The organism is Bradyrhizobium sp. T-1, from assembly GCF_053592855.1.
This window is the reverse complement of record NZ_CM132115.1, coordinates 4,182,233-4,199,643: the sequence shown is the minus strand read 5'-3', so window position 1 is coordinate 4,199,643 and position 17,411 is coordinate 4,182,233. Positions and strand designations below refer to the sequence as shown.

At 63.7% G+C, this 17,411-nt stretch carries 17 protein-coding genes; 8 read left to right on the top strand and 9 right to left on the bottom strand.

Annotated elements, in window-relative coordinates:
- Positions 1–45 precede the first annotated feature (45 nt).
- A complete protein-coding gene (locus ACWAT4_RS20210; RefSeq protein WP_449727881.1) occupies positions 46–273 on the top strand; it encodes a hypothetical protein in 228 nt (75 codons plus the stop codon).
- 35 nt (positions 274–308) lie between these two features.
- On the opposite strand, the gene ACWAT4_RS20205 is transcribed toward ACWAT4_RS20210, so the two are convergent.
- From ACWAT4_RS20205 to ACWAT4_RS20195, 3 genes are all read right to left on the bottom strand, one after another.
- Positions 309–1,472, bottom strand: coding sequence for a CmpA/NrtA family ABC transporter substrate-binding protein (locus ACWAT4_RS20205; RefSeq protein WP_449727880.1), 1,164 nt, complete (start codon positions 1,470–1,472; stop codon positions 309–311).
- A complete protein-coding gene (locus ACWAT4_RS20200; protein ID WP_027559205.1) occupies positions 1,469–2,059 on the bottom strand; it encodes an ANTAR domain-containing response regulator in 591 nt (196 codons plus the stop codon). Before ACWAT4_RS20200 ends, ACWAT4_RS20205 begins: the two co-directional genes overlap by 4 nt.
- Positions 2,060–2,421: 362 nt before the next feature.
- The gene (locus ACWAT4_RS20195) at positions 2,422–2,865 is read right to left on the bottom strand and encodes a c-type cytochrome (protein WP_449727879.1); all 444 of its coding nucleotides are present in this window, start codon (positions 2,863–2,865) and stop codon (positions 2,422–2,424) included.
- A 246-nt stretch (positions 2,866–3,111) separates the two neighbouring features.
- On the opposite strand from ACWAT4_RS20195, the gene rimO reads away from it, so the two are divergent.
- Complete coding sequence (gene rimO / locus ACWAT4_RS20190) at positions 3,112–4,431, top strand: 30S ribosomal protein S12 methylthiotransferase RimO (protein ID WP_212302326.1); 1,320 nt, start codon at positions 3,112–3,114, stop codon at positions 4,429–4,431.
- 88 nt (positions 4,432–4,519) lie between these two features.
- Here the strand turns inward: rimO and ACWAT4_RS20185 are convergent, their stop codons facing one another.
- On the bottom strand, positions 4,520–5,461 hold the full coding sequence (locus tag ACWAT4_RS20185) for a hypothetical protein (protein ID WP_449727878.1): 942 nt from the start codon (positions 5,459–5,461) through the stop codon (positions 4,520–4,522).
- A 181-nt stretch (positions 5,462–5,642) separates the two neighbouring features.
- On the opposite strand from ACWAT4_RS20185, the gene ACWAT4_RS20180 reads away from it, so the two are divergent.
- From ACWAT4_RS20180 to ACWAT4_RS20170, 3 genes are all read left to right on the top strand, one after another.
- A complete protein-coding gene (locus tag ACWAT4_RS20180; RefSeq protein WP_449727877.1) occupies positions 5,643–6,734 on the top strand; it encodes a tetratricopeptide repeat protein in 1,092 nt (363 codons plus the stop codon).
- A gap of 109 nt (positions 6,735–6,843) precedes the next feature.
- Positions 6,844–7,485, top strand: a complete 642-nt coding sequence (locus tag ACWAT4_RS20175; protein WP_212424704.1) for a hypothetical protein — start codon at positions 6,844–6,846, stop codon at positions 7,483–7,485.
- A gap of 286 nt (positions 7,486–7,771) precedes the next feature.
- Positions 7,772–8,968: an acetylornithine transaminase gene (locus tag ACWAT4_RS20170; protein ID WP_449727876.1), complete on the top strand. Its 1,197-nt coding sequence runs from the start codon at positions 7,772–7,774 to the stop codon at positions 8,966–8,968.
- A gap of 125 nt (positions 8,969–9,093) precedes the next feature.
- Here ACWAT4_RS20170 and ACWAT4_RS20165 read toward each other — a convergent pair whose 3' ends face one another.
- The 3 genes from ACWAT4_RS20165 to pcsA all read right to left on the bottom strand — a co-directional run bounded on the left by ACWAT4_RS20165 (position 9,094) and on the right by pcsA (position 11,600).
- On the bottom strand, positions 9,094–10,068 hold the full coding sequence (locus ACWAT4_RS20165) for a quinone oxidoreductase family protein (protein ID WP_212424702.1): 975 nt from the start codon (positions 10,066–10,068) through the stop codon (positions 9,094–9,096).
- 75 nt (positions 10,069–10,143) lie between these two features.
- Positions 10,144–10,878: a TerC family protein gene (locus ACWAT4_RS20160; protein WP_212302331.1), complete on the bottom strand. Its 735-nt coding sequence runs from the start codon at positions 10,876–10,878 to the stop codon at positions 10,144–10,146.
- Positions 10,875–11,600, bottom strand: coding sequence for a phosphatidylcholine synthase (gene pcsA, locus ACWAT4_RS20155; protein WP_249149163.1), 726 nt, complete (start codon positions 11,598–11,600; stop codon positions 10,875–10,877). The genes ACWAT4_RS20160 and pcsA overlap by 4 nt, the downstream gene beginning before the upstream one ends.
- Positions 11,601–11,740: 140 nt before the next feature.
- Here pcsA and ACWAT4_RS20150 point away from each other — a divergent pair, with 140 nt between their 5' ends.
- On the top strand, positions 11,741–12,925 hold the full coding sequence (locus tag ACWAT4_RS20150) for a UbiH/UbiF family hydroxylase (RefSeq protein WP_212302333.1): 1,185 nt from the start codon (positions 11,741–11,743) through the stop codon (positions 12,923–12,925).
- Between the two features lie 83 nt (positions 12,926–13,008).
- Here the strand turns inward: ACWAT4_RS20150 and ACWAT4_RS20145 are convergent, their stop codons facing one another.
- Positions 13,009–13,962 (bottom strand): AEC family transporter, encoded by a 954-nt coding sequence (locus ACWAT4_RS20145; RefSeq protein ID WP_212302334.1) that lies wholly within the window; start codon positions 13,960–13,962, stop codon positions 13,009–13,011.
- A gap of 106 nt (positions 13,963–14,068) precedes the next feature.
- Between ACWAT4_RS20145 and hspQ the strand changes: the two genes are divergently transcribed.
- Complete coding sequence (gene hspQ, locus ACWAT4_RS20140; RefSeq protein ID WP_018317973.1) at positions 14,069–14,401, top strand: heat shock protein HspQ; 333 nt, start codon at positions 14,069–14,071, stop codon at positions 14,399–14,401.
- Positions 14,402–14,477: 76 nt separating this feature from the next.
- Here hspQ and ACWAT4_RS20135 read toward each other — a convergent pair whose 3' ends face one another.
- A complete protein-coding gene (locus ACWAT4_RS20135; RefSeq protein WP_212302335.1) occupies positions 14,478–15,305 on the bottom strand; it encodes an invasion associated locus B family protein in 828 nt (275 codons plus the stop codon).
- Between the two features lie 258 nt (positions 15,306–15,563).
- Between ACWAT4_RS20135 and ACWAT4_RS20130 the strand changes: the two genes are divergently transcribed.
- On the top strand, positions 15,564–17,408 hold the full coding sequence (locus ACWAT4_RS20130) for an extracellular solute-binding protein (RefSeq protein ID WP_449727875.1): 1,845 nt from the start codon (positions 15,564–15,566) through the stop codon (positions 17,406–17,408).
- Positions 17,409–17,411 lie beyond the last annotated feature (3 nt).

Here is a 17,411-nt window from a genome sequence, read left to right as displayed (position 1 = left end):
GTTGAACGGACGTTGATCGCTGGGAGCCGGCGGCAGGCATGCGCCTTGGCCGGAACCCTGGGCGATCCGATCAGCCTCGTTGCTGCGGAAATCCACCATGGACTTGGAGCCGCCAGCGCCCACGCCGGGCGGCCTGGGTTCTCCCTATTCAAGGAGTGTGCCAACGCAGCAAAAACTGCAAAATCACCTGAAATCAGCGACTTAGATTTAGGTGCGGCGCATGAAGTGGATTCAGGTTCATGCTGCTTCGGGCAGCAACGGCCCAAAACTTGAGCTTCGAATCAGAATGGCTATTTTTTAGGCAGACACTAAAGAGCGCCCCGTCCCACCTCGAACGAGGCGAGATAGCCACCGAGATCCCGGGGATCAAAAGCCGGTCCCGCAAAGGCGCCGAATGGGGCGCTGGTCTGGTCGTCTCCACTGCGCCCGAGGGCGGCATCGTAAAGGTCCGCCCGGAATACGGCCATGGCGGTCTTGAGTGCTTCAGCGCTCAGTGCGGTCTGCCCCCAGCGCACCATCTGCGCATAGAGCCAGGCAGCCTGGACCGGGTCCGGACGCCCTGCCCCTTCGCGTCCGACCAGGAGATAACGGCCGCTCTCGCGCACCGCGCCCTCGGGCGAGATCTTCAGGTGCCCGGTCAGCGAGCGCTGGATCACCTCGGCATCGACACCAATCCGCTCGGGCCGTGCCAGGATCTGCGCCGCCTCGGTCAGGTTCTCCGGGCTCTCGATGAACTGGGCGCCCTTCACGGCCGCACGCACCAGCGCCGCGACAACGTCGGGGTGCTTGTCGGCCCAGACCTGCCGAACCGCCAGCACCTTCTCCGCCGCGCGCACCAGGATGTCGGAGACGAAGTGCAGGATGTGGCCGATGCCGAGATCGACCGCGACCGAATTCCAGGGCGCTCCGACGCAGAAGGCGTCGACATGGCCATTGGCGAGGCTGTCCACCATGTAGGGCGGCGGCAGCACCACCAGACGCACGTCCTCATCGGGATCGACACCGGCCGCCGCCATCCAGAATCGCAATTGGTAATTGTGGGTCGAGAATGGGAACGTCATGCCGAAGGTCAGCGGATCGGCGCCCGCCTTGCGCCGCTTGGCCACGACCTTCGCGAGTGCCCTTGCCGTGACCAGCGGATCGAAGCGGTCTCCGTCGATCTCCTCCATCAGCGCGGCATGCAGCGCCGGCGAGACCGTGATTGCGTTGCCGTTGATGCCGAGATTGAAGGGGGCTGCGATCGGCACCTTGACGTGGCCGAGCCCGAGCGAGGATGCGATCGCAACCGGCGCGAGCAGATGCGCGGCATCGAACAGCCCGATGTTCAGCTTGTCGCGGACGTTGGACCACGAGACTTCGCGCACCAGCTCGACCTCGAGCCCTTCGGCCGCGGCAAATCCCTTGTCGACGGCGACGATCAGGGCGGCGGCATCGACCAGCGGGATGAACCCGATGCGGAGGGTCGCGTTCATTTCAGCATCTCCGACGCGGTGATGATCGATTGAGCGATCTCGCCGATTTTCTTCTTCTCGCGCATGGCTGTGGAGCGCAGCAGCACATAGGCCTCGTCCTCTGTAAGGCCCTTGACCTTCATCAGGATACCCTTGGCCTTCTCGATGATCTTGCGATCCTCGAGCTGCGACTTGGTTCGCTCCAGCTCCTCCTGGAGCTTGGCGAAGGCGTTGAAGCGGGACACGCAGAGGTCGAGGATCGGCTTGATGCGCTCCTTTTTCAGCCCGTCAACGATGTACGCGGACACCCCCGCTTCGACCGAGGCCTGGATCGAGGCTGAATCGCTCTGATCGACGAACATGGCAATCGGTCGCTTCACGGCGCGGCTGACCTGGAACATCGCCTCCAGCACGTCGCGGCTGGGGTTTTCCAGATCGATCAGGATGATGTCGGGGTCCACCGCATAAATACGGGCCAGCAGGCTTTGCATCTCGCGGATATGGACGACCTGCGTAAATCCGGCCTCCCGCAACCCCTCCTCGAGGATCGCGGCCCGGATCGGGCTTTCGTCAACGATCACGATTTTGGGCGACTGTTCGGCGCTCATAGCTCACTCATGGCAGGTGATTCATCCATAGCACGCCGGAACGTCCTGCAAAGGGTTGTAATTGTGGGCAATTGGGACTAGCCGAGGCCAGTCAATCAGGCAGATCAGATATGGATCAAACGGCTGCGCCTACGGTCAGCTTCGTGTCGGTCGGCTGCGCCTGAGCCAACAAATCTTTGAGCCATCCATCCCCAGCAAACATGCCGCCCGAGGCGGCCGTCGTCAGGGCGCGTCGCATCAAGACAAGATGTCGGCTTTCGGATGCGAAGAGATACCGAACAGCAGCACGGAGCGGATCATGTAGCTCTGCCGGGCACAGGTTGAGGTCCATTCGCCGTGAAGCAAAATGATGCGGCGAAGCCTCACTCGGGCTGATGGCTAATGGCCCAGACATAGGCTGCTACTGCATCAACATCCTCGGGCTTCAGGTCGCCATCCATTCCCGGGGCCACGGCCATGTTATGCAATATCGTACGCTTCAGCTCTCTGACACTGCCGTCGCTCCAAACGAACATCCCGGCAGTCAGGTCGTTGCCATTTGGCGTTCCCTTGCCATCCACGCCGTGACAGACGCTGCACTGCCCGTTCGCGGCCTCTCCGTGAAACACACGGTCGCCGTGCAGAATGTCATCCCTCGTATATCCCGCCGGCACCGGCAGGTTGGCCGCAGGAGGCCGTATACTCTCCCTGAATATGCTGAGCGGCGGGGTCACAAGCTTGAACTCGTCCGATTGCGCCGCGACGACGTCAGGCTCCACGAGGAAGATCACGTACGCCGCCAAAATAACCATGGAACGCGCTGCCACAGACCGCCTCCCAAAATTGTTCACGTCCGATCCCGGCGCGCTGGGCTCAAGAACAGCGCGGACGGTCGGAAACGACGGGTTCGCATTCAGAGCAGGAATTGGAACCCGGTAAATGGGACCAAGGTAGGAGCTGCGACGAGCCCCACTTTATCGTCGCCGGAACATGGGTAGTGGTTGAATTTTTCTATCGGATCAATTAGTTGGATCGCCATCCAGACAATTCAGATGCAGGCTCCAGGCGATTACATGGAAAGAGCGCCGCGTATTTCATTCACATCACTCGGGTGCCCCAAGGCATTGGTGGATTCCGAGCGCATTATCACGCGCCTGCGGGCGGAGGGCTATGAGCTCGCCCGCAAGCATGACGGGGCCGACATCGTCATCGTCAACACCTGCGGCTTCCTCGACAGCGCCAAGCAGGAATCGCTGTCGGCGATCGGCGAGGCCATGGCCGAGAACGGCAAGGTGATCGTGACCGGCTGCATGGGCGCGGAGCCGGAAGCGATCGAACAGGCCTATCCCAGCGTGCTCTCGATCACCGGCCCGCAGCAATACGAGAGCGTGCTCGATGCCGTGCATCGCGCGCTGCCGCCGGCGCATAATCCGCATCTCGACCTGGTGCCGCCGCAGGGCATCAAGCTGACGCCGCGGCACTACGCGTACTTGAAGATCTCCGAAGGCTGCAACAACCGCTGCACCTTCTGCATCATCCCGAAGCTGCGCGGCGATCTTGTCTCGCGTCCGGCCGACGACGTGCTGCGCGAGGCCGAGCGACTGGTCGGCGCCGGCGTCAAGGAATTGCTGGTGATCTCGCAGGACACCTCGGCCTATGGCGTCGATCTCAAATATGCCGAGAGCCCGTGGAAGGATCGCCAGGTCCGCGCCAAATTCCTCGATCTCGCGCGCGAGCTCGGCGAACTCGGCGCCTGGGTCCGGTTGCAGTATGTCTACCCCTACCCGCACGTCGACGAAGTCATCGCGCTGATGAACGAGGGCAAGGTGCTGCCCTATCTCGACATCCCGTTCCAGCATGCAAGTCCCGAGGTGCTGAAGGCGATGAAGCGCCCGGCGGCGCAGGACAAGACGCTGGCGCGGATCAAGCGCTGGCGTGAGGAATGCCCCGACCTCGCGTTGCGCTCGACCTTCATCGTCGGCTTCCCCGGCGAGACCGATTCCGACTTCGCCTATCTGCTCGACTGGCTCGATGAGGCCGAGATCGATCGGCTCGGCTGCTTCAAATACGAGCCGGTTGCGGGCGCAACGTCCAACGCGATCGCAAATCCGGTCCCGGAAGAGGTCAAGCAGGAGCGCTACAACGCGCTGATGGCCCGCCAGCAGAAGATCTCGGCGCGCCGGTTGAAGCGCAAGGTCGGCACGCGCCAGCAGATCATCATCGACGAGGTCGGCCCCACGGTCGCAAAGGGCCGCTCCAAGGCCGATGCGCCGGAGATCGACGGCGCGGTGTACCTGTCGAGCCGCCGTCCGCTCCGCGTCGGCGAGATCGTCACCGCGAAGATCGAGCGCGCGGACCAGTACGATCTGCACGGCAGCGTCGCGGGATTCTGACAATGTCAGCTGGAGCCACTCGGTTCACCTCTCCCGTAGGGAGAGGTGGGCACCGAAACGCACGACCAAACCTCGACTTGCCTTCAGTTTAAACCAGCCATTTCGGCACCCAGCGCTCCGGGCGCGGTGCGCGGGCGAGATCGGCCTGAGCCTCGGACAATTTTGCCGGCGCGCCCTCGATGGTCGGGCGCATATCGTATTCGAAATTCGGCATGACGCGGCCATCCGCATAGAGGCCGAATTTCATCGCGTACCACAGTCCGAGCTCGGGCTGCGCGCGGCGCATCTCCTCGCGCAAGTCGCGCAGCAGGGATTCGATCGAGGCGGCTTCCTCGAACGGCTGCGGCCCGCGCGACAGGACACGCGCCTCGTAGAGCTTGCCGACGATCGCGACCTCGAAATGCGTCTTGTCCCAGGCGTTCCTGCCCTTTGGCAGATGCGCGGCCAGCCGCCAGCCGAGCTCAGCCATCAGGCGATGATTGGCCCAGTATTCCTCGCGATCCCGGCTCCATTTCTCGACGATGCCGCGGAAGTCGGGCAGCTCGGAGGCGCCGTCCTCGCACGCAACAGGCTCGCCAGCGGGCCGTCGCGCAAGCCATTGGGCAAGCTCGACCGTCTGAGGCTCGACCTCGTCGTGCGGCCGCAGATCATGCCAAGCTTTGTCGAATTGTTGGGATGTCAGTTTCGTCAGCAGCGCATCCAGGGACGGCGCGAGCAGCTCATAATCGCCCTCCGAGCCCAGCCCCACGATCGGCGGATCGTCGCGGTCGAGACCGGCGCCGTACCAGCCGCCGACGGCCGAGCCGTCCGGCAGGCGCATGAACAGCGCGAAACGGTCGCGCAAGGGACTGCCGTCGAAGATGGGAGCCTGGTCGGAGAATTGGCCCTGCAGCGAGAAGCAGCCGACGCTGCCCCAGGGGCGTCCGTTCAGCCAGCCGGCAAAATCCACCAACAAAGGCGGCGCTTCGATGCCCGGCGGAAACGCGCCGCGAATGCTGTCGAGATCGATCGGGTATGGTGTATCGGACAAGGCTGAAAACTATCTGGTTGGTCCCGCCCTTTTGGTCTGAACCGACAAGCATCCGGTTCGAACCAATTCGCGTCCTGCGATCACAAACGCGCTAGGGGCCTGTTGGTTTCTGCGCAGCAATCAAATGACGTGCCATCACAAGATCAAAATCCCATTAGGACGGTGCGCCCTGGCTGTCGCATTGACCCTGCTCGCGTTTCCGGCCGCCGCGCAATCGCCGTCGGCGGCACAGGCACGGCAGTGGTGCTTCGGTTCCGAACGGGTCAGTGACGACCGACGGCTCATCGGTTGCTCGGCCGTGCTCCAGGCCAATCCGTCGAACGAGCTTGCGCTCGCCAACCGCGGCGAGATCTTTCGGCGCAAGGGCGAGACCGAGCGGGCCTTGGCCGACCTCAACCGCGCGATCGATCTCGACGAGAGCGATGCCATCGCGTGGTATAATCGTGGCATCGTCCATGACGATCTCGGCGACCTCGACCACGCCATCATGGACTACACGCGCGCGATCCGGCTCAAGCCCGACGAGGCGCAGTACTACAACAACCGCGGAAATTCCTACATCGGCAAGAACGACCATGAGCGCGCGCTCGCCGACTATGATCGCGCGATCAAGCTCGATCCGAAATTCGCGCTCGCCTTTTTCAACCGGGGCACGGCCTATCGCAATCATGGCGAGGCCAACCGTGCGCTTTCCGATTTCGACATGTCGATCAAGCTCGATCCAAACTATGGTCCAGCCTACGGCAATCGCGCACGCATCTTTCGCGACAAGGGCGAGCGGGATCGCGCGCTGGCCGATTTTGCCAAATCGCTTCAGCTCAGCCCGAACAACGACCGCGACTATTATGCGCGCGCGAACATGTATTTCGACGCGCATGACTACGCGCAGGCGCTCGCGGACTATGACCGCGCGATCAAGGCCAATGCGAGCTATGCCGGCGTATTCAACTCGCGCTGCATGACGCATGCGATCCTCGGGCAATTGCAGGAGGCACTGACCGACTGCGAGCAATCGCTGCGGATGCGTCCGAACGATCCCTACACGCTGGACAGCCGCGGCCTCGTCCAACTCAAGCTCGGCAATCTCGACGCGGCGATCGCCGACTACGATGCGGCATTAAGCGCAAAGCCGGGGCTCGACAGCGCGCTCTACGGGCGCGGGCTTGCGAAGCGGAAGAAAGGCGACGACGAGGGCGCCGCGCGCGACATCGCTGCGGCGAAAGCGATCAACGGCGGTATCGCGGAGGTGTTCGGGCATTACGGCGTCGAGTAACCGTCGCCCGCAGCGTCACGCGCACAATGTGACACTATAATGCATTCACGCAGAGGTCACGAACTCATCCTAACTCTCGCGCGCTTTCAACGCGAGCGAGGAATGAGGAATGAGCCGCCTCTCGGACATGCTGCGCACGCAGCGCTTCGACGATTACCGCTTCTACCACCAGAGCACTGTCAATCAGACGCTGCACCTCGTCAGCGCCGTGATCTTCCTCGGCTGCTACGCACTGCTGTTCAGGGATCCGGCACTTGCCGGACTTGTCGGCTGGCTCGCGATGCTGGCGCGGCAGACCGGCCATTTCTTCTTCGAACCGAATGGCTACGACGCGGTCAACGACGTCAGCAACGAATACAAGGAAGCGGTCAAGGTCGGCTACAACCAGACCCGCAAGATCATCTTGCTGCTGGTCTGGGGCAGCGCGCCAATTGCACTGTACGTTGATCCGACGCTATTCGGCCTGTTTGCTCCGCCAGCCGATCGTGCCGACTTCATCCGCCACATCGGCGCACTCTGGCTCGCAATCGGCATTAGTGGCGGACTGGCACGCATGCTCCAGCTCTTCGCCACGCGCGGCGTCGTGACCGGATTGGTGTGGGTGTTCAAGGTGCTGACCGATCCCTTCCACAATATCGCGCTGTACTGGAATTCGCCGCTTAAGCTGATGCGCGGCGAACTGATCGACAGCGCGATTGCGAGTGCCGACTGGGGCGGTGACGAGGCCGAGGAAGCCGCGCATCCGACCTGAGCGATGCGTGCTCAGCGCGCCATCTCGCAAGACACCCACTTGACAACCACTGCCCTTCGGCTGTAGGGACGCGCCCCATGATCAACTCTCGGACCAACCGCCGCGCAGCTTTCCGTCGTCGCACCAGCGACGATGATGGGTTGCGCCATGTCCGACGACGCCGCTGATCTCCTGACATCAGCACAGTTTTCGAGAAGGCCGCACCCGCAAAGTGCGGCCTTCTTGCTTTTCGCGTCCCTTTTCCACCCGCCCCCAAAGATCTTCGCTACCTCAAGAGGAGTTCGACATGACCACCGCCACCCATCCGTATGATGCACTGATGGACATCACAGCACGGCCCAAGGCCGTGTTCGTCCGCGGCGCCGGCTCCTACCTCTGGGACGACACCCGCAAGCGCTATCTTGATTTCGTGCAGGGCTGGGCCGTGAACTGCCTTGGCCACTCCCCGCCGGCGGTTGCCGATGCGCTCGCTTCGCAAGCCAAGCGGCTGCTGACGCCCAGCCCGGCCTTCTACAACGAGCCGAGTCTCAAGCTCGCCCAGGCGCTGGTCGAGACCAGCGCGTTCGACCAGGTATTCTTTGCCAATTCCGGCGCGGAAGCCAACGAGGGCGCGATCAAGCTCGCGCGCAAATATGGCACCCTGCACAGGAACGGCGCGTTCGAGATCATCAGCTTCGAGGGCGGCTTTCACGGAAGAACCCTGGCGACGATGTCCGCTTCGGGCAAGAAGGCATTCGAGCCGCTGTTCGAGCCGAAAGTCGCCGGCTTCAAGAAGGCGAAGCTCAACGACATCGCCTCGGTTGAGAAGCGGATCAACGACAACACCGTCGCCGTGATGCTCGAGCCGATCCAGGGTGAATCGGGCGTGCGGCCCGCGACCGATCAGTTCCTGCAAGACCTGCGCACACTCACCGAGGCGCATGGCTTGCTGCTCATTTTCGACGAGATCCAGACCGGTATGGGCCGGACCGGAAAGCTCTTCCACTATGAACACACCGGCATCGCGCCCGACATCATGACGCTCGGCAAGGGCATCGGCGGCGGCGTGCCGCTCGCAGCCCTGCTTGCGACCGACCGCGCCTCCTGCTTCGAGCACGGCGACCAGGGTGGCACGTTCAACGGCAATCCGCTCATGTGCGCGGCCGGTCTTGCGGTGCTCGACGAGGTCGGCAAGCCGGAGTTCCTGAAGTCGGCCACCGAGACCGGCCTGCTGCTCGAAAGCGAGTTGCAGAAGGTCTCGGCCCGGCACGGCCTCGGCGGCGTGCGCGGACGCGGGCTGCTGCTCGCCCTCGACCTCAAGCTGCCGATCGCGCCGGGAATCGTCGCGCAAGCCTTCGAGGCCGGCGTGCTGCTGAACGCGCCGCAGGTGGACACGCTGCGCTTCATGCCGGCGCTGAACGTCACCAAGGGAGAGATCGCCGAGATGATCGACTGTCTCGACGGGATATTGACCAAGGCCGGTGCGGCGAGACGGGTGGCGTAGGACCCGTCATTGCGAGGAGCCCGCGACAAAATTGCGAAGCAATTTTGCGCTGGCGACGAAGCAATCCAGACTGCTTCCGTGGAGGGATTTCTGGATTGCTTCGCTTCGCTGGCAATGACGAGGAGTTACGGCTTCAAGATCGACGCCCCCGTCGTCTTGCGGCTTTCCAGGTCGATATGCGCCTTCGCTGCATCCTTCAGCGCATAGGCGTGGTTGATCGGCACGTGCAGCTTGCCGTTGATGACGGCAGAGAACAGCGTGTCGGCGCCTTCCAGGAGCTCCTTGCGGGTGCCGACATAGTCGTTGAGCTTCGGCCGCGTCGCAAACAGCGAGCCGTGGTTGTTCAGCTCGGCGATCGAGAACGGCGGCACGGGACCTGAGGCGTTGCCGAAGGACACGAACATGCCGCGCGGCTTCAGGCATGACAGCGAGCCCGGGAAGGTCGCCTTGCCGACGCCGTCATAGACGACGTCGCAGCCCTCGTTGCGGCTGATCTGCTTCACGCGGGCGACGAAGTCTTCTTCGTTGTAGAGGATGACGTGGTCACAGCCGTTGGCCTCGGCGAGCTCGGCCTTCTCGCGCGAGCCGACCGTGCCGATGACATGCGCGCCGAGCGCCCTCGCCCATTGGCAGGCCAACAGTCCGATACCGCCGGCCGCGGCATGGATCAGCACGCGATGATGCGGCTCGACCTTGAAGGTCTTGTGCAGGAGATACCAGACCGTCAGCCCCTTGAGCATCAGCACGGCGCCCTGCTCGTGAGTGATGTGGTCGGGCAGCTTGACCAGCTTCTCCCAGGGAATGTTGCGCTCGCTCGTGTAGGCGCCGAGATTGTGATAGTAGGCGACGCGATCGCCGGGGTGGAAATTCGTCACGCCCGGCCCGACGGCCACAACCTCGCCCGAGGCTTCGTTGCCGGCAATGAAGGGAAGCCCCGGCGCCTTGTAGAGGCCGGTGCGATAGTAGACGTCGATGAAGTTCAGGCCGACCGCATGCTGCCGGATGCGCACCTCGCCCGGGCCAGGCGCCGGGACCTCGACGCTCTCATAGACCAGGGCGTCGGGGCCTCCGACCTTGTGCACACGAACGGCTTTGGTCATCACCTGACCTCCTCTTCTCCAAGGCCAGCGAAAGCCATCGCGACTGCCTTGTCAACTTGACGCCAGCCGAAGCGGCTAGGCGGACGGCTTGCTCGCTCTCTTGCGATTGCGCTTCGCCAGCACGTTGAAGAACTCGACCGCCGCCGAGAACGCAATTGCAAAATAGATGTAGCCGCGCGGGATGTGGAATTTGAATCCGTCCGCGACCAGCGCCACGCCGATCAACACCAGAAAGGCCAGAGCCAGCATCTTGGTGGTCGGATGCTCGGCGACGAATCGCGCCACCGGCCCCGACGAAATGTACATGATCAGGCAGGCAATCACGACGGCTGCAATCATGATCTCGATGTCCTGCGCCATGCCGATCGCGGTGATGATCGAATCCAGCGAGAACACGATGTCGATGATCACGATCTGGACGATCACCCAGAAGAAGGCGCGGCCGCCGGAGTCCTGCGTCCCCTCGCCGTCGTCGGCCTCGACCTCGGCGTGGATCTCGTGCGTCGCCTTGGCGATCAGGAACAGGCCGCCGCCAATCAGGATGAGATCGCGCCAGGAGAAATCGTAGCCGGAGAACGAGAACACCGGCGCAGTCAGGCCGATCAGCCAGACCAGCACGCTGAGCAGGATGATGCGGAAGACCAGCGCCAGCGCCAGCCCGATCTGGCGTGCGCGATGGGCCTGCTTCTCGGGGATGCGCGAGACGATCACCGACAGGAAGATGACGTTGTCGATGCCGAGCACGATCTCGAGCGAGGTCAAAGTGAGCAGCGCGGCCCAGGCCTCGGGGCTGGTCAGAAGATGCGTCATGCGAACGATCTCACCAGCCGGATCAATGCATCGCTAAAGGCGATCCAGAGCGCGATCGCGCAGAGCACGACGGTCACGCCGGTGCCGACACGAAAATCCATCTCCAGCGCGTAGAACCCGAGCAGCCCCCACAGCACGATCAACGACATGGTCAGCCAGCGCAGCCGCACGACGCGAACCGGATGCAGCACGTGAAACGGCACGAAGGTCAATACCACCAGCGCCGCAACCAGCAGCGTCGAGGACAGCGGCGGCCAGTGCAGCAGGAACAGATAGAACGCCGCCGCATTCCACAACGCCGGGAAACCGCGGAAATGATTGTCATCCGCCTTCATGCGCAGATCGGCGAAGTATAATGCGCTGGTGACGATGATGGCGATGCCGAGCAAGGGTGCGGCGACTGGCAGCAGCAGGCCGCTCGCCACGATCGCATAGGCCGGCACGAAGACATAGGTGAGGAAATCGACCACGAGATCGAGCACGTCGCCCGACCAGTTCGGCTGCACGTTCTTGACGTCGAGCAGGCGCGCGATCGGTCCGTCGATGGCATCGATGATGAGCGCGACGCCCAGCCATCCGAACATTGCCGCCCAGTGCTCGCGCACGGCCTCCAGCATCGCCAATAGCGCGATCGCCGCGCCGAAGGCGGTGAAGATGTGCACCGAGAACGCCGCGGCACGGATCGCGGGTTTCGGCTTCAGGGAGTCCTCTTGGCTGTCCATCTGAGCTTCCATGGCTCCTGCTACCAGAACGGGACCGGTTTGCACATCCGCCCTCGCGGCATTGCGCCGCGCATTTCGTCACAAAAATCGGGCAAAATAGGTGGCTTGAATTTGCCGCGGGCCGTGTCAAATGTCGTTCCATGACAGACGCATCGACACTCTTTGACGTAAGCGTTATCGGCGGCGGACCGGCGGGTCTTGCGGCCGGAATTGCCTTGGCGCAGGCCGGCGCGCGAACCGCGCTGGTAGCGCGGCGCCTGCCCTACGCCGACAATCGGACCACTGCGCTGCTGGGCGCCTCCGTCGATCTCCTGGAAGACCTCGACGTCTGGCCGCGCTGCAAGGACAAGGCGGCCGGCCTCGAGGTGATGCGCCTCGTCGACGACACCGGCCGGCTGTTCCGCGCGCCCGAGGTCAGGTTCTCCTGCCACGAGATCGGGCTCGACGCATTCGGCTACAACATCGACAACCGGTCGCTGATGCTGGCGCTCGAGGCGCGCGCCGCCGAGTTGCAAAACCTCGTCCGTTTCGATGACGAGGCCGAGAGCATCGTCATCGAAGCCGGTGATGTCGCAATCCGCACGGCCTCCGGCCAATTCCTCTCGGCCCGGCTCGTCGTCGGCGCCGACGGCCGCCACTCGCTGTGCCGGGAGGCCGCCGGCATCGCGGTCACGCGGCGCGACCTGACGCAGACGGCACTGACCTTCAACGTCAGCCATACCAGGCCGCACCGAAACGTCTCGACCGAGTTCCACACGCCGCATGGCCCTTGCGTGTTCGTGCCCCTGCCCGGCAATCGTTCCAGCATCGTCTGGGTTTCGGCCCCAGCCGACGCCGAACGGCTCCGTGGCTTGAGCGACGAGGAGCTCTCCGCTGCGATCGAAAAGCAGTCGCATTCGATCCTCGGCCGCATGGCGGTCGAGCCCGGCCGCAACCTGTTTCCGCTCGCGATCGAGCGCCCAAAATCCTTCGCCCGCGATCGCATCGCGCTGGTCGGCGAAGCCGCCCATGTGGTTCCCCCGATCGGTGCCCAGGGCCTCAATCTCGGTCTGCGGGATGCTGCGGATATCGCGCGGCTCGCGGCCGAGGCCGTCGCAGCGGGCCAGGATCCAGGCGCGGATGAGGTGCTCAAGCGCTACGACCGGGCACGGCGGCCCGACATTTTGAGCCGGACGTTTGCGATCGATATCGCCAATCGCTCACTGCTCAACGACTTCCTGCCGCTCCAGCCTGTCCGCGCCGTCGGCATGCACCTGCTCGGCGCCATCGGCCCGCTCAGGCGCTTTGCCATGCGCGAGGGGCTGACGCCGACCTGGCGGAAGTAGCCGCGAATTAACGATCAACCGGAGCGCCGCTCGGACACCTCTCCCGTAGGGAGAGGTGAACATCCCGTCGCGCAAGCTGTCTCTTACGGAAACGCCAGCCGCCCGGTTTGAAGCAACCACATCACGCTGGTCAGCGTGACCACGGATGCAAACGTGCCGAGCAGCACGGCGACGGAGGCGGACTCGATCCAGGCATCGTTCTGGCGGGCGATCACGAACACGTTCAGCGCCGGCGGCAGCGAGGCCATCAGGATGGCGGTCGCGGCCCAGGGCTGCGCAAATGGCCCGAACGCCAGCATCAGGCCGAATGCCGCGAGTGGATGAATCAGGAGTTTGACCGCGATCACACCCGGCACCTCCCACGGTACGCGGTCGAACGGGCGCAGCGCCACGGTCACGCCGAGCACGAACAGCGCGGTCGGCGCTGCGGCGTTCTGGAGGAAGGTGATGGTGCGGTCGAGCGCCACTGGCAGCTCGACATGAAGCGCCGCCACCGCCGCGCCAAAACAGGCCGACATGATCAGCGGGTTGAGCACGATCTGCTTCAGCACGACGCCGAAGGCATGCACGATCGAAGGATGATCGCGGTCAGACAGCTCGATCAGCAACGGCACGATCGTGAACAGGAAGATGCTGTCGCAGCAGAAGATCAGCGCGGTCGGCGCCGCCGCCTTCGGCCCGAGCACGGCGAGCGCGAGCCCCGGCCCCATATAGCCGATATTGCCGTAACCGCCGGAGAGACCCGCAAGCGTCGCCTCACGCAGCGTCAACCCGCCCAGCACCTTGCCGACCACCAGCGCGATGCTGAACGCCGCCACCGTCGACAGCGTGGTCGCGACCAGGAACGGCGGATTGTTCAATTCCGAAAACGGCGTCTTCGACATGATTGCGAACAGCAGCGCCGGCAGCGACACATAGAGCAGGAAGAAGTTCATCCAGGCGAGGCCTGATTCCGGCAGCGACTTGGCCTTGCCGCACGCGAAACCAACGAAGATCAAGCCGAAATAAGGTAGCGCCAGATTGAGGATATCAACCATTGATGAAGTGTTTTCTGAGGATCTGGTGGCTATCTGCCCCGCAACCGCGGGGCAATTCCAGATCAGGGCACTAGCATCGGCCACAATCCTGGTCTATCGACGGAGGATGATTAAAGCGCGGACCGCCAAATTTCAGATCGGTCAGGTCGTTCGCCACCGGATCTTCTCGTTCCGGGGGGTGATTTTCGACATCGATCCGGAATTCAACAACACCGAGGAGTGGTGGCTGTCGATCCCCGAGGAGGTGCGGCCCCATAAGGACCAGCCGTTCTACCACCTGCTCGCGGAGAACGCGGAATCCGAATACGTCGCCTACGTGTCCGAGCAGAACCTTCTGCCCGATGAGTCCGGCGAACCGATCCGCCATTCCCAGGTGGCCGAGATCTTCATCAAGAACAAGGATGGCGGCTACCGCCCGCGTAATCCCTCTCTGAACTGAACTTCTCCGCTAGCAAGCGGCCAGTAAAAAAGGCGCCCGTTCGGGCGCCTTTTTCGTGTCCGGGATTTGAGCCCGACTACTTCTGACCGGCCGGAGCTGCGGCGGGGGCACCAGGCGCACCGCCGTTCTGCTCGAGCTTCTTGCGTTGCTCCTCAGCCTTCTTCTGAAGCTCTTCCTGCAGCTTCTTCTGGGTTTCCTCGAACACCTTCGGATCGGTCGGCGGACCGTCATAGGCCTTCTGGAATTCACCGGCGAGCGGCAGCGGCAGGGTCAGCGGCGCACCGTTGGCGTTGATCGCCTGCACCACGAGGTTCTGGCCCTTCTTCATGTTGGCGAGCAGCTCGGGGGTCGCCTCGTAGTCCGACATGCAGCCGTTCTGGAAGCAGATCACATACGGGCTCTGCAGCGGCGGATTGTTGTCGACGATGATGCGGGTGCCGTGCACGAGTTGCATGCCGAGCGGCAGCGTCACGCGCAGGATCTTCTTCGGCTCGCCTTCCGGCTCGATGATCACGGCCGCGATGACCGGCTGGCCCGATTCGATGCGGCCGTCCTTGCCGGTGAAGCAGACCTGCTTGGCATTGGCGTCCTGGCCCTTGAGGCAGAACTTGGTCCAGGGGGCGTAGATCAGCTGGATCTGCTGATCTGCGGGCTGGCCGCCCTGCGCCGCAGGCGCGCCCTGCTGAGCCGGGGCCTGCTGGGCCTGCGGAGCCGGCGCGGGGGCCGGAGCCGGCGCCTTGGGGGCAGCCTTCGGAGCGGCCTTCGGGGCAGCCTTCGGCGCGGGTGCGCCCGGGGCCGGCGCCTGGGCCTCAGCGGCAAACGGGACGACCAATGCCGTCGCCGTCAACAGGGCGAGAAGGCGCCCGCGCGGCCGGACGGACGCGGCCAAATAACGGAAATTCATTGCAGAAAACCCTTTCTGAACGGGAAGTGCCCGAACCGCTGCGAAGCACCGAACAAACCGCCTTGGGTGCGGCTCTCTCCCCGTCAATTGAGGCAGATACGTGACGGGCTCGGCGCTCTTGCGCGATTGCGTGCCTTCTTAACGTGGTCGACGAAAAGATCAATGCCGACAAGCGTCTTTGGGCTCATCCGGTTGGGCGCCCAGTGAAATCCCTGTGATAGGATTCAGGCCCGCCGGTCCTCGAATCAACGTGTCCGAATGTTCATGTTCCAGCGCCTGCTCGAGGGCCCCGCCGTCCGCCTTTGCTGTCTCGCTTTGGCCGTTGCCGTCAGCCTATCGGCCAACGCGGCGCGGGCCGGAGAGGCCCACGCCATCGCCATGCACGGCAAGCCGGCGCTGCCGGCCGATTTCACCCACATGCCCTATGCCAATCCTGATGCCCCCAAGGGCGGTCGGCTGACCTGGGGCATTCTTGGCACCTTCGACAGTCTCAATCCGTTCATCGTGAAGGGTTTGGCGGTCCAGCCGATCCGCGCCTACGTGGTCGAGAGCCTGCTGGCGCGCGGCCAGGACGAGCCGTTCACGCTCTACGGCCTGCTCGCCAGAACCGTCGAGACCGACGACGAGCGGAGCTACGTCACGTTCCGTCTCGATCCCCGCGCCCGCTTCTCCGACGGCAGGCAGGTCGCCGCCGAGGACGTGCTGTTTTCCTGGCAGCTGCTGCGCGATCATGGCCGTCCCAACCTCCGGCAATATTACGGCAAGGTCGCAAAGGCCGAAGCGCCCGATCCCCTCACCGTTCGCTTCGACCTCACCGGCGCCAACGACCGCGAATTGCCGCTGATCCTCGGCCTGATGCCGATCCTGCCGAAGCACGCGGTGGACGTTGCGACCTTCGAGGAGACGACGCTGACCGGGCCGATCGCCTCCGGTCCGTATCGGGTAACGGCGGTCAAGCCCGGCGCCAGCGTGACACTCTCGCGCAATCCCGATTATTGGGGCCGCGACTTACCCATCAATCGCGGGTTGTTCAATTTCGACGAGATCCGGCTCGACTATTACCGCGAGGCCAACGGCCAGTTTGAAGCCTTCAAGCGCGGCCTCTATGATTTCCGCGTCGAGAACGAGCCGCTGCGCTGGCACGACGGCTACGATTTTCCGGCTGCCAAGAACGGCGACGTGATCCGCGACACCGTCAAGCCCGGCACGCCGCAGCCCTCGGAATTCCTGGTGTTCAACACGCGGCGTCCGATTTTCGCCGACATCCGCGTGCGCCAGGCGCTGACGCTGCTGTTCGATTTCGAACTGGTCAATCGCAACTATTTCTTCTCGCTCTATTCGCGTGTCGCCGGCTATTTCGCGGGCTCCGACCTGTCGTCCTATGCGCGACCTGCGGACGCGCGCGAGCGCGAGCTATTGAAGCCTTTCGCCGCGCAGATCCCGCCCGATATCATGGACGGCAGCTACCGCCTGCCTGTGACCGACGGCTCGGGACGCGACCGCACCACGCTACGCGCTGCGCTCAAATTGCTGTCCGACGCCGGCTACGATCTCGACGGCACCGTGCTGCGCAACCGCGCGACCAAGGCGCCCTTCACCTTCGAGATGCTGGTAACGACCCGCGACCAGGAACGCATCGCGCTCGCCTTCCAGCGCGACCTCAAGCGCGCCGGCATTGAGGGAAGCGTGCGCGCGGTCGATCCTGTGCAGTTCGATCAACGCCGGCTGGCCTACGAGTTCGACATGATCCAGAACCGCTGGGACCAGTCGCTGTCGCCCGGCAACGAGCAGTATTTCTATTGGGGCAGCGCGGCCGCGGACAATCCGGGCACCCGCAACTACATGGGCGCGAAGGACCCCGCCGTCGACGCCATGATCAAGGCCCTGCTGGAGGCCCGTGATCATACGGATTTTGTCGACGCGGTACGGGCGCTCGACCGCGCCTTGATCGCGGGCTTCTACACAATCCCCCTGTTTAACGTATCCGAGCAATGGATCGCGCGTTGGAATCGGATAGAACGACCATCGACCACCGCGCTCTCAGGCTACCTGCCGGAGACCTGGTGGGCGAAGGGTTTGCCTCAAGCCAGTCCAGCGAAGTGACGC

Coding starts and splice junctions, on each gene's coding strand:
- ACWAT4_RS20205 (WP_449727880.1), bottom strand. CDS start 1,472: ATGAACGCGACCCTCCGCATCGGGTTCATCCCGCTGGTCGATGCCGCC.
- ACWAT4_RS20200 (WP_027559205.1), bottom strand. CDS start 2,059: ATGAGCGCCGAACAGTCGCCCAAAATCGTGATCGTTGACGAAAGCCCG.
- ACWAT4_RS20160 (WP_212302331.1), bottom strand. CDS start 10,878: ATGACGCATCTTCTGACCAGCCCCGAGGCCTGGGCCGCGCTGCTCACT.
- ACWAT4_RS20165 (WP_212424702.1), bottom strand. CDS start 10,068: ATGACCAAAGCCGTTCGTGTGCACAAGGTCGGAGGCCCCGACGCCCTG.
- rimO (WP_212302326.1), top strand. CDS start 3,112: ATGGAAAGAGCGCCGCGTATTTCATTCACATCACTCGGGTGCCCCAAG.
- pcsA (WP_249149163.1), bottom strand. CDS start 11,600: ATGGACAGCCAAGAGGACTCCCTGAAGCCGAAACCCGCGATCCGTGCC.
- ACWAT4_RS20130 (WP_449727875.1), top strand. CDS start 15,564: ATGTTCATGTTCCAGCGCCTGCTCGAGGGCCCCGCCGTCCGCCTTTGC.
- hspQ (WP_018317973.1), top strand. CDS start 14,069: ATGATTAAAGCGCGGACCGCCAAATTTCAGATCGGTCAGGTCGTTCGC.
- ACWAT4_RS20150 (WP_212302333.1), top strand. CDS start 11,741: ATGACAGACGCATCGACACTCTTTGACGTAAGCGTTATCGGCGGCGGA.
- ACWAT4_RS20170 (WP_449727876.1), top strand. CDS start 7,772: ATGACCACCGCCACCCATCCGTATGATGCACTGATGGACATCACAGCA.
- ACWAT4_RS20135 (WP_212302335.1), bottom strand. CDS start 15,305: ATGAATTTCCGTTATTTGGCCGCGTCCGTCCGGCCGCGCGGGCGCCTT.
- ACWAT4_RS20175 (WP_212424704.1), top strand. CDS start 6,844: ATGAGCCGCCTCTCGGACATGCTGCGCACGCAGCGCTTCGACGATTAC.
- ACWAT4_RS20145 (WP_212302334.1), bottom strand. CDS start 13,962: ATGGTTGATATCCTCAATCTGGCGCTACCTTATTTCGGCTTGATCTTC.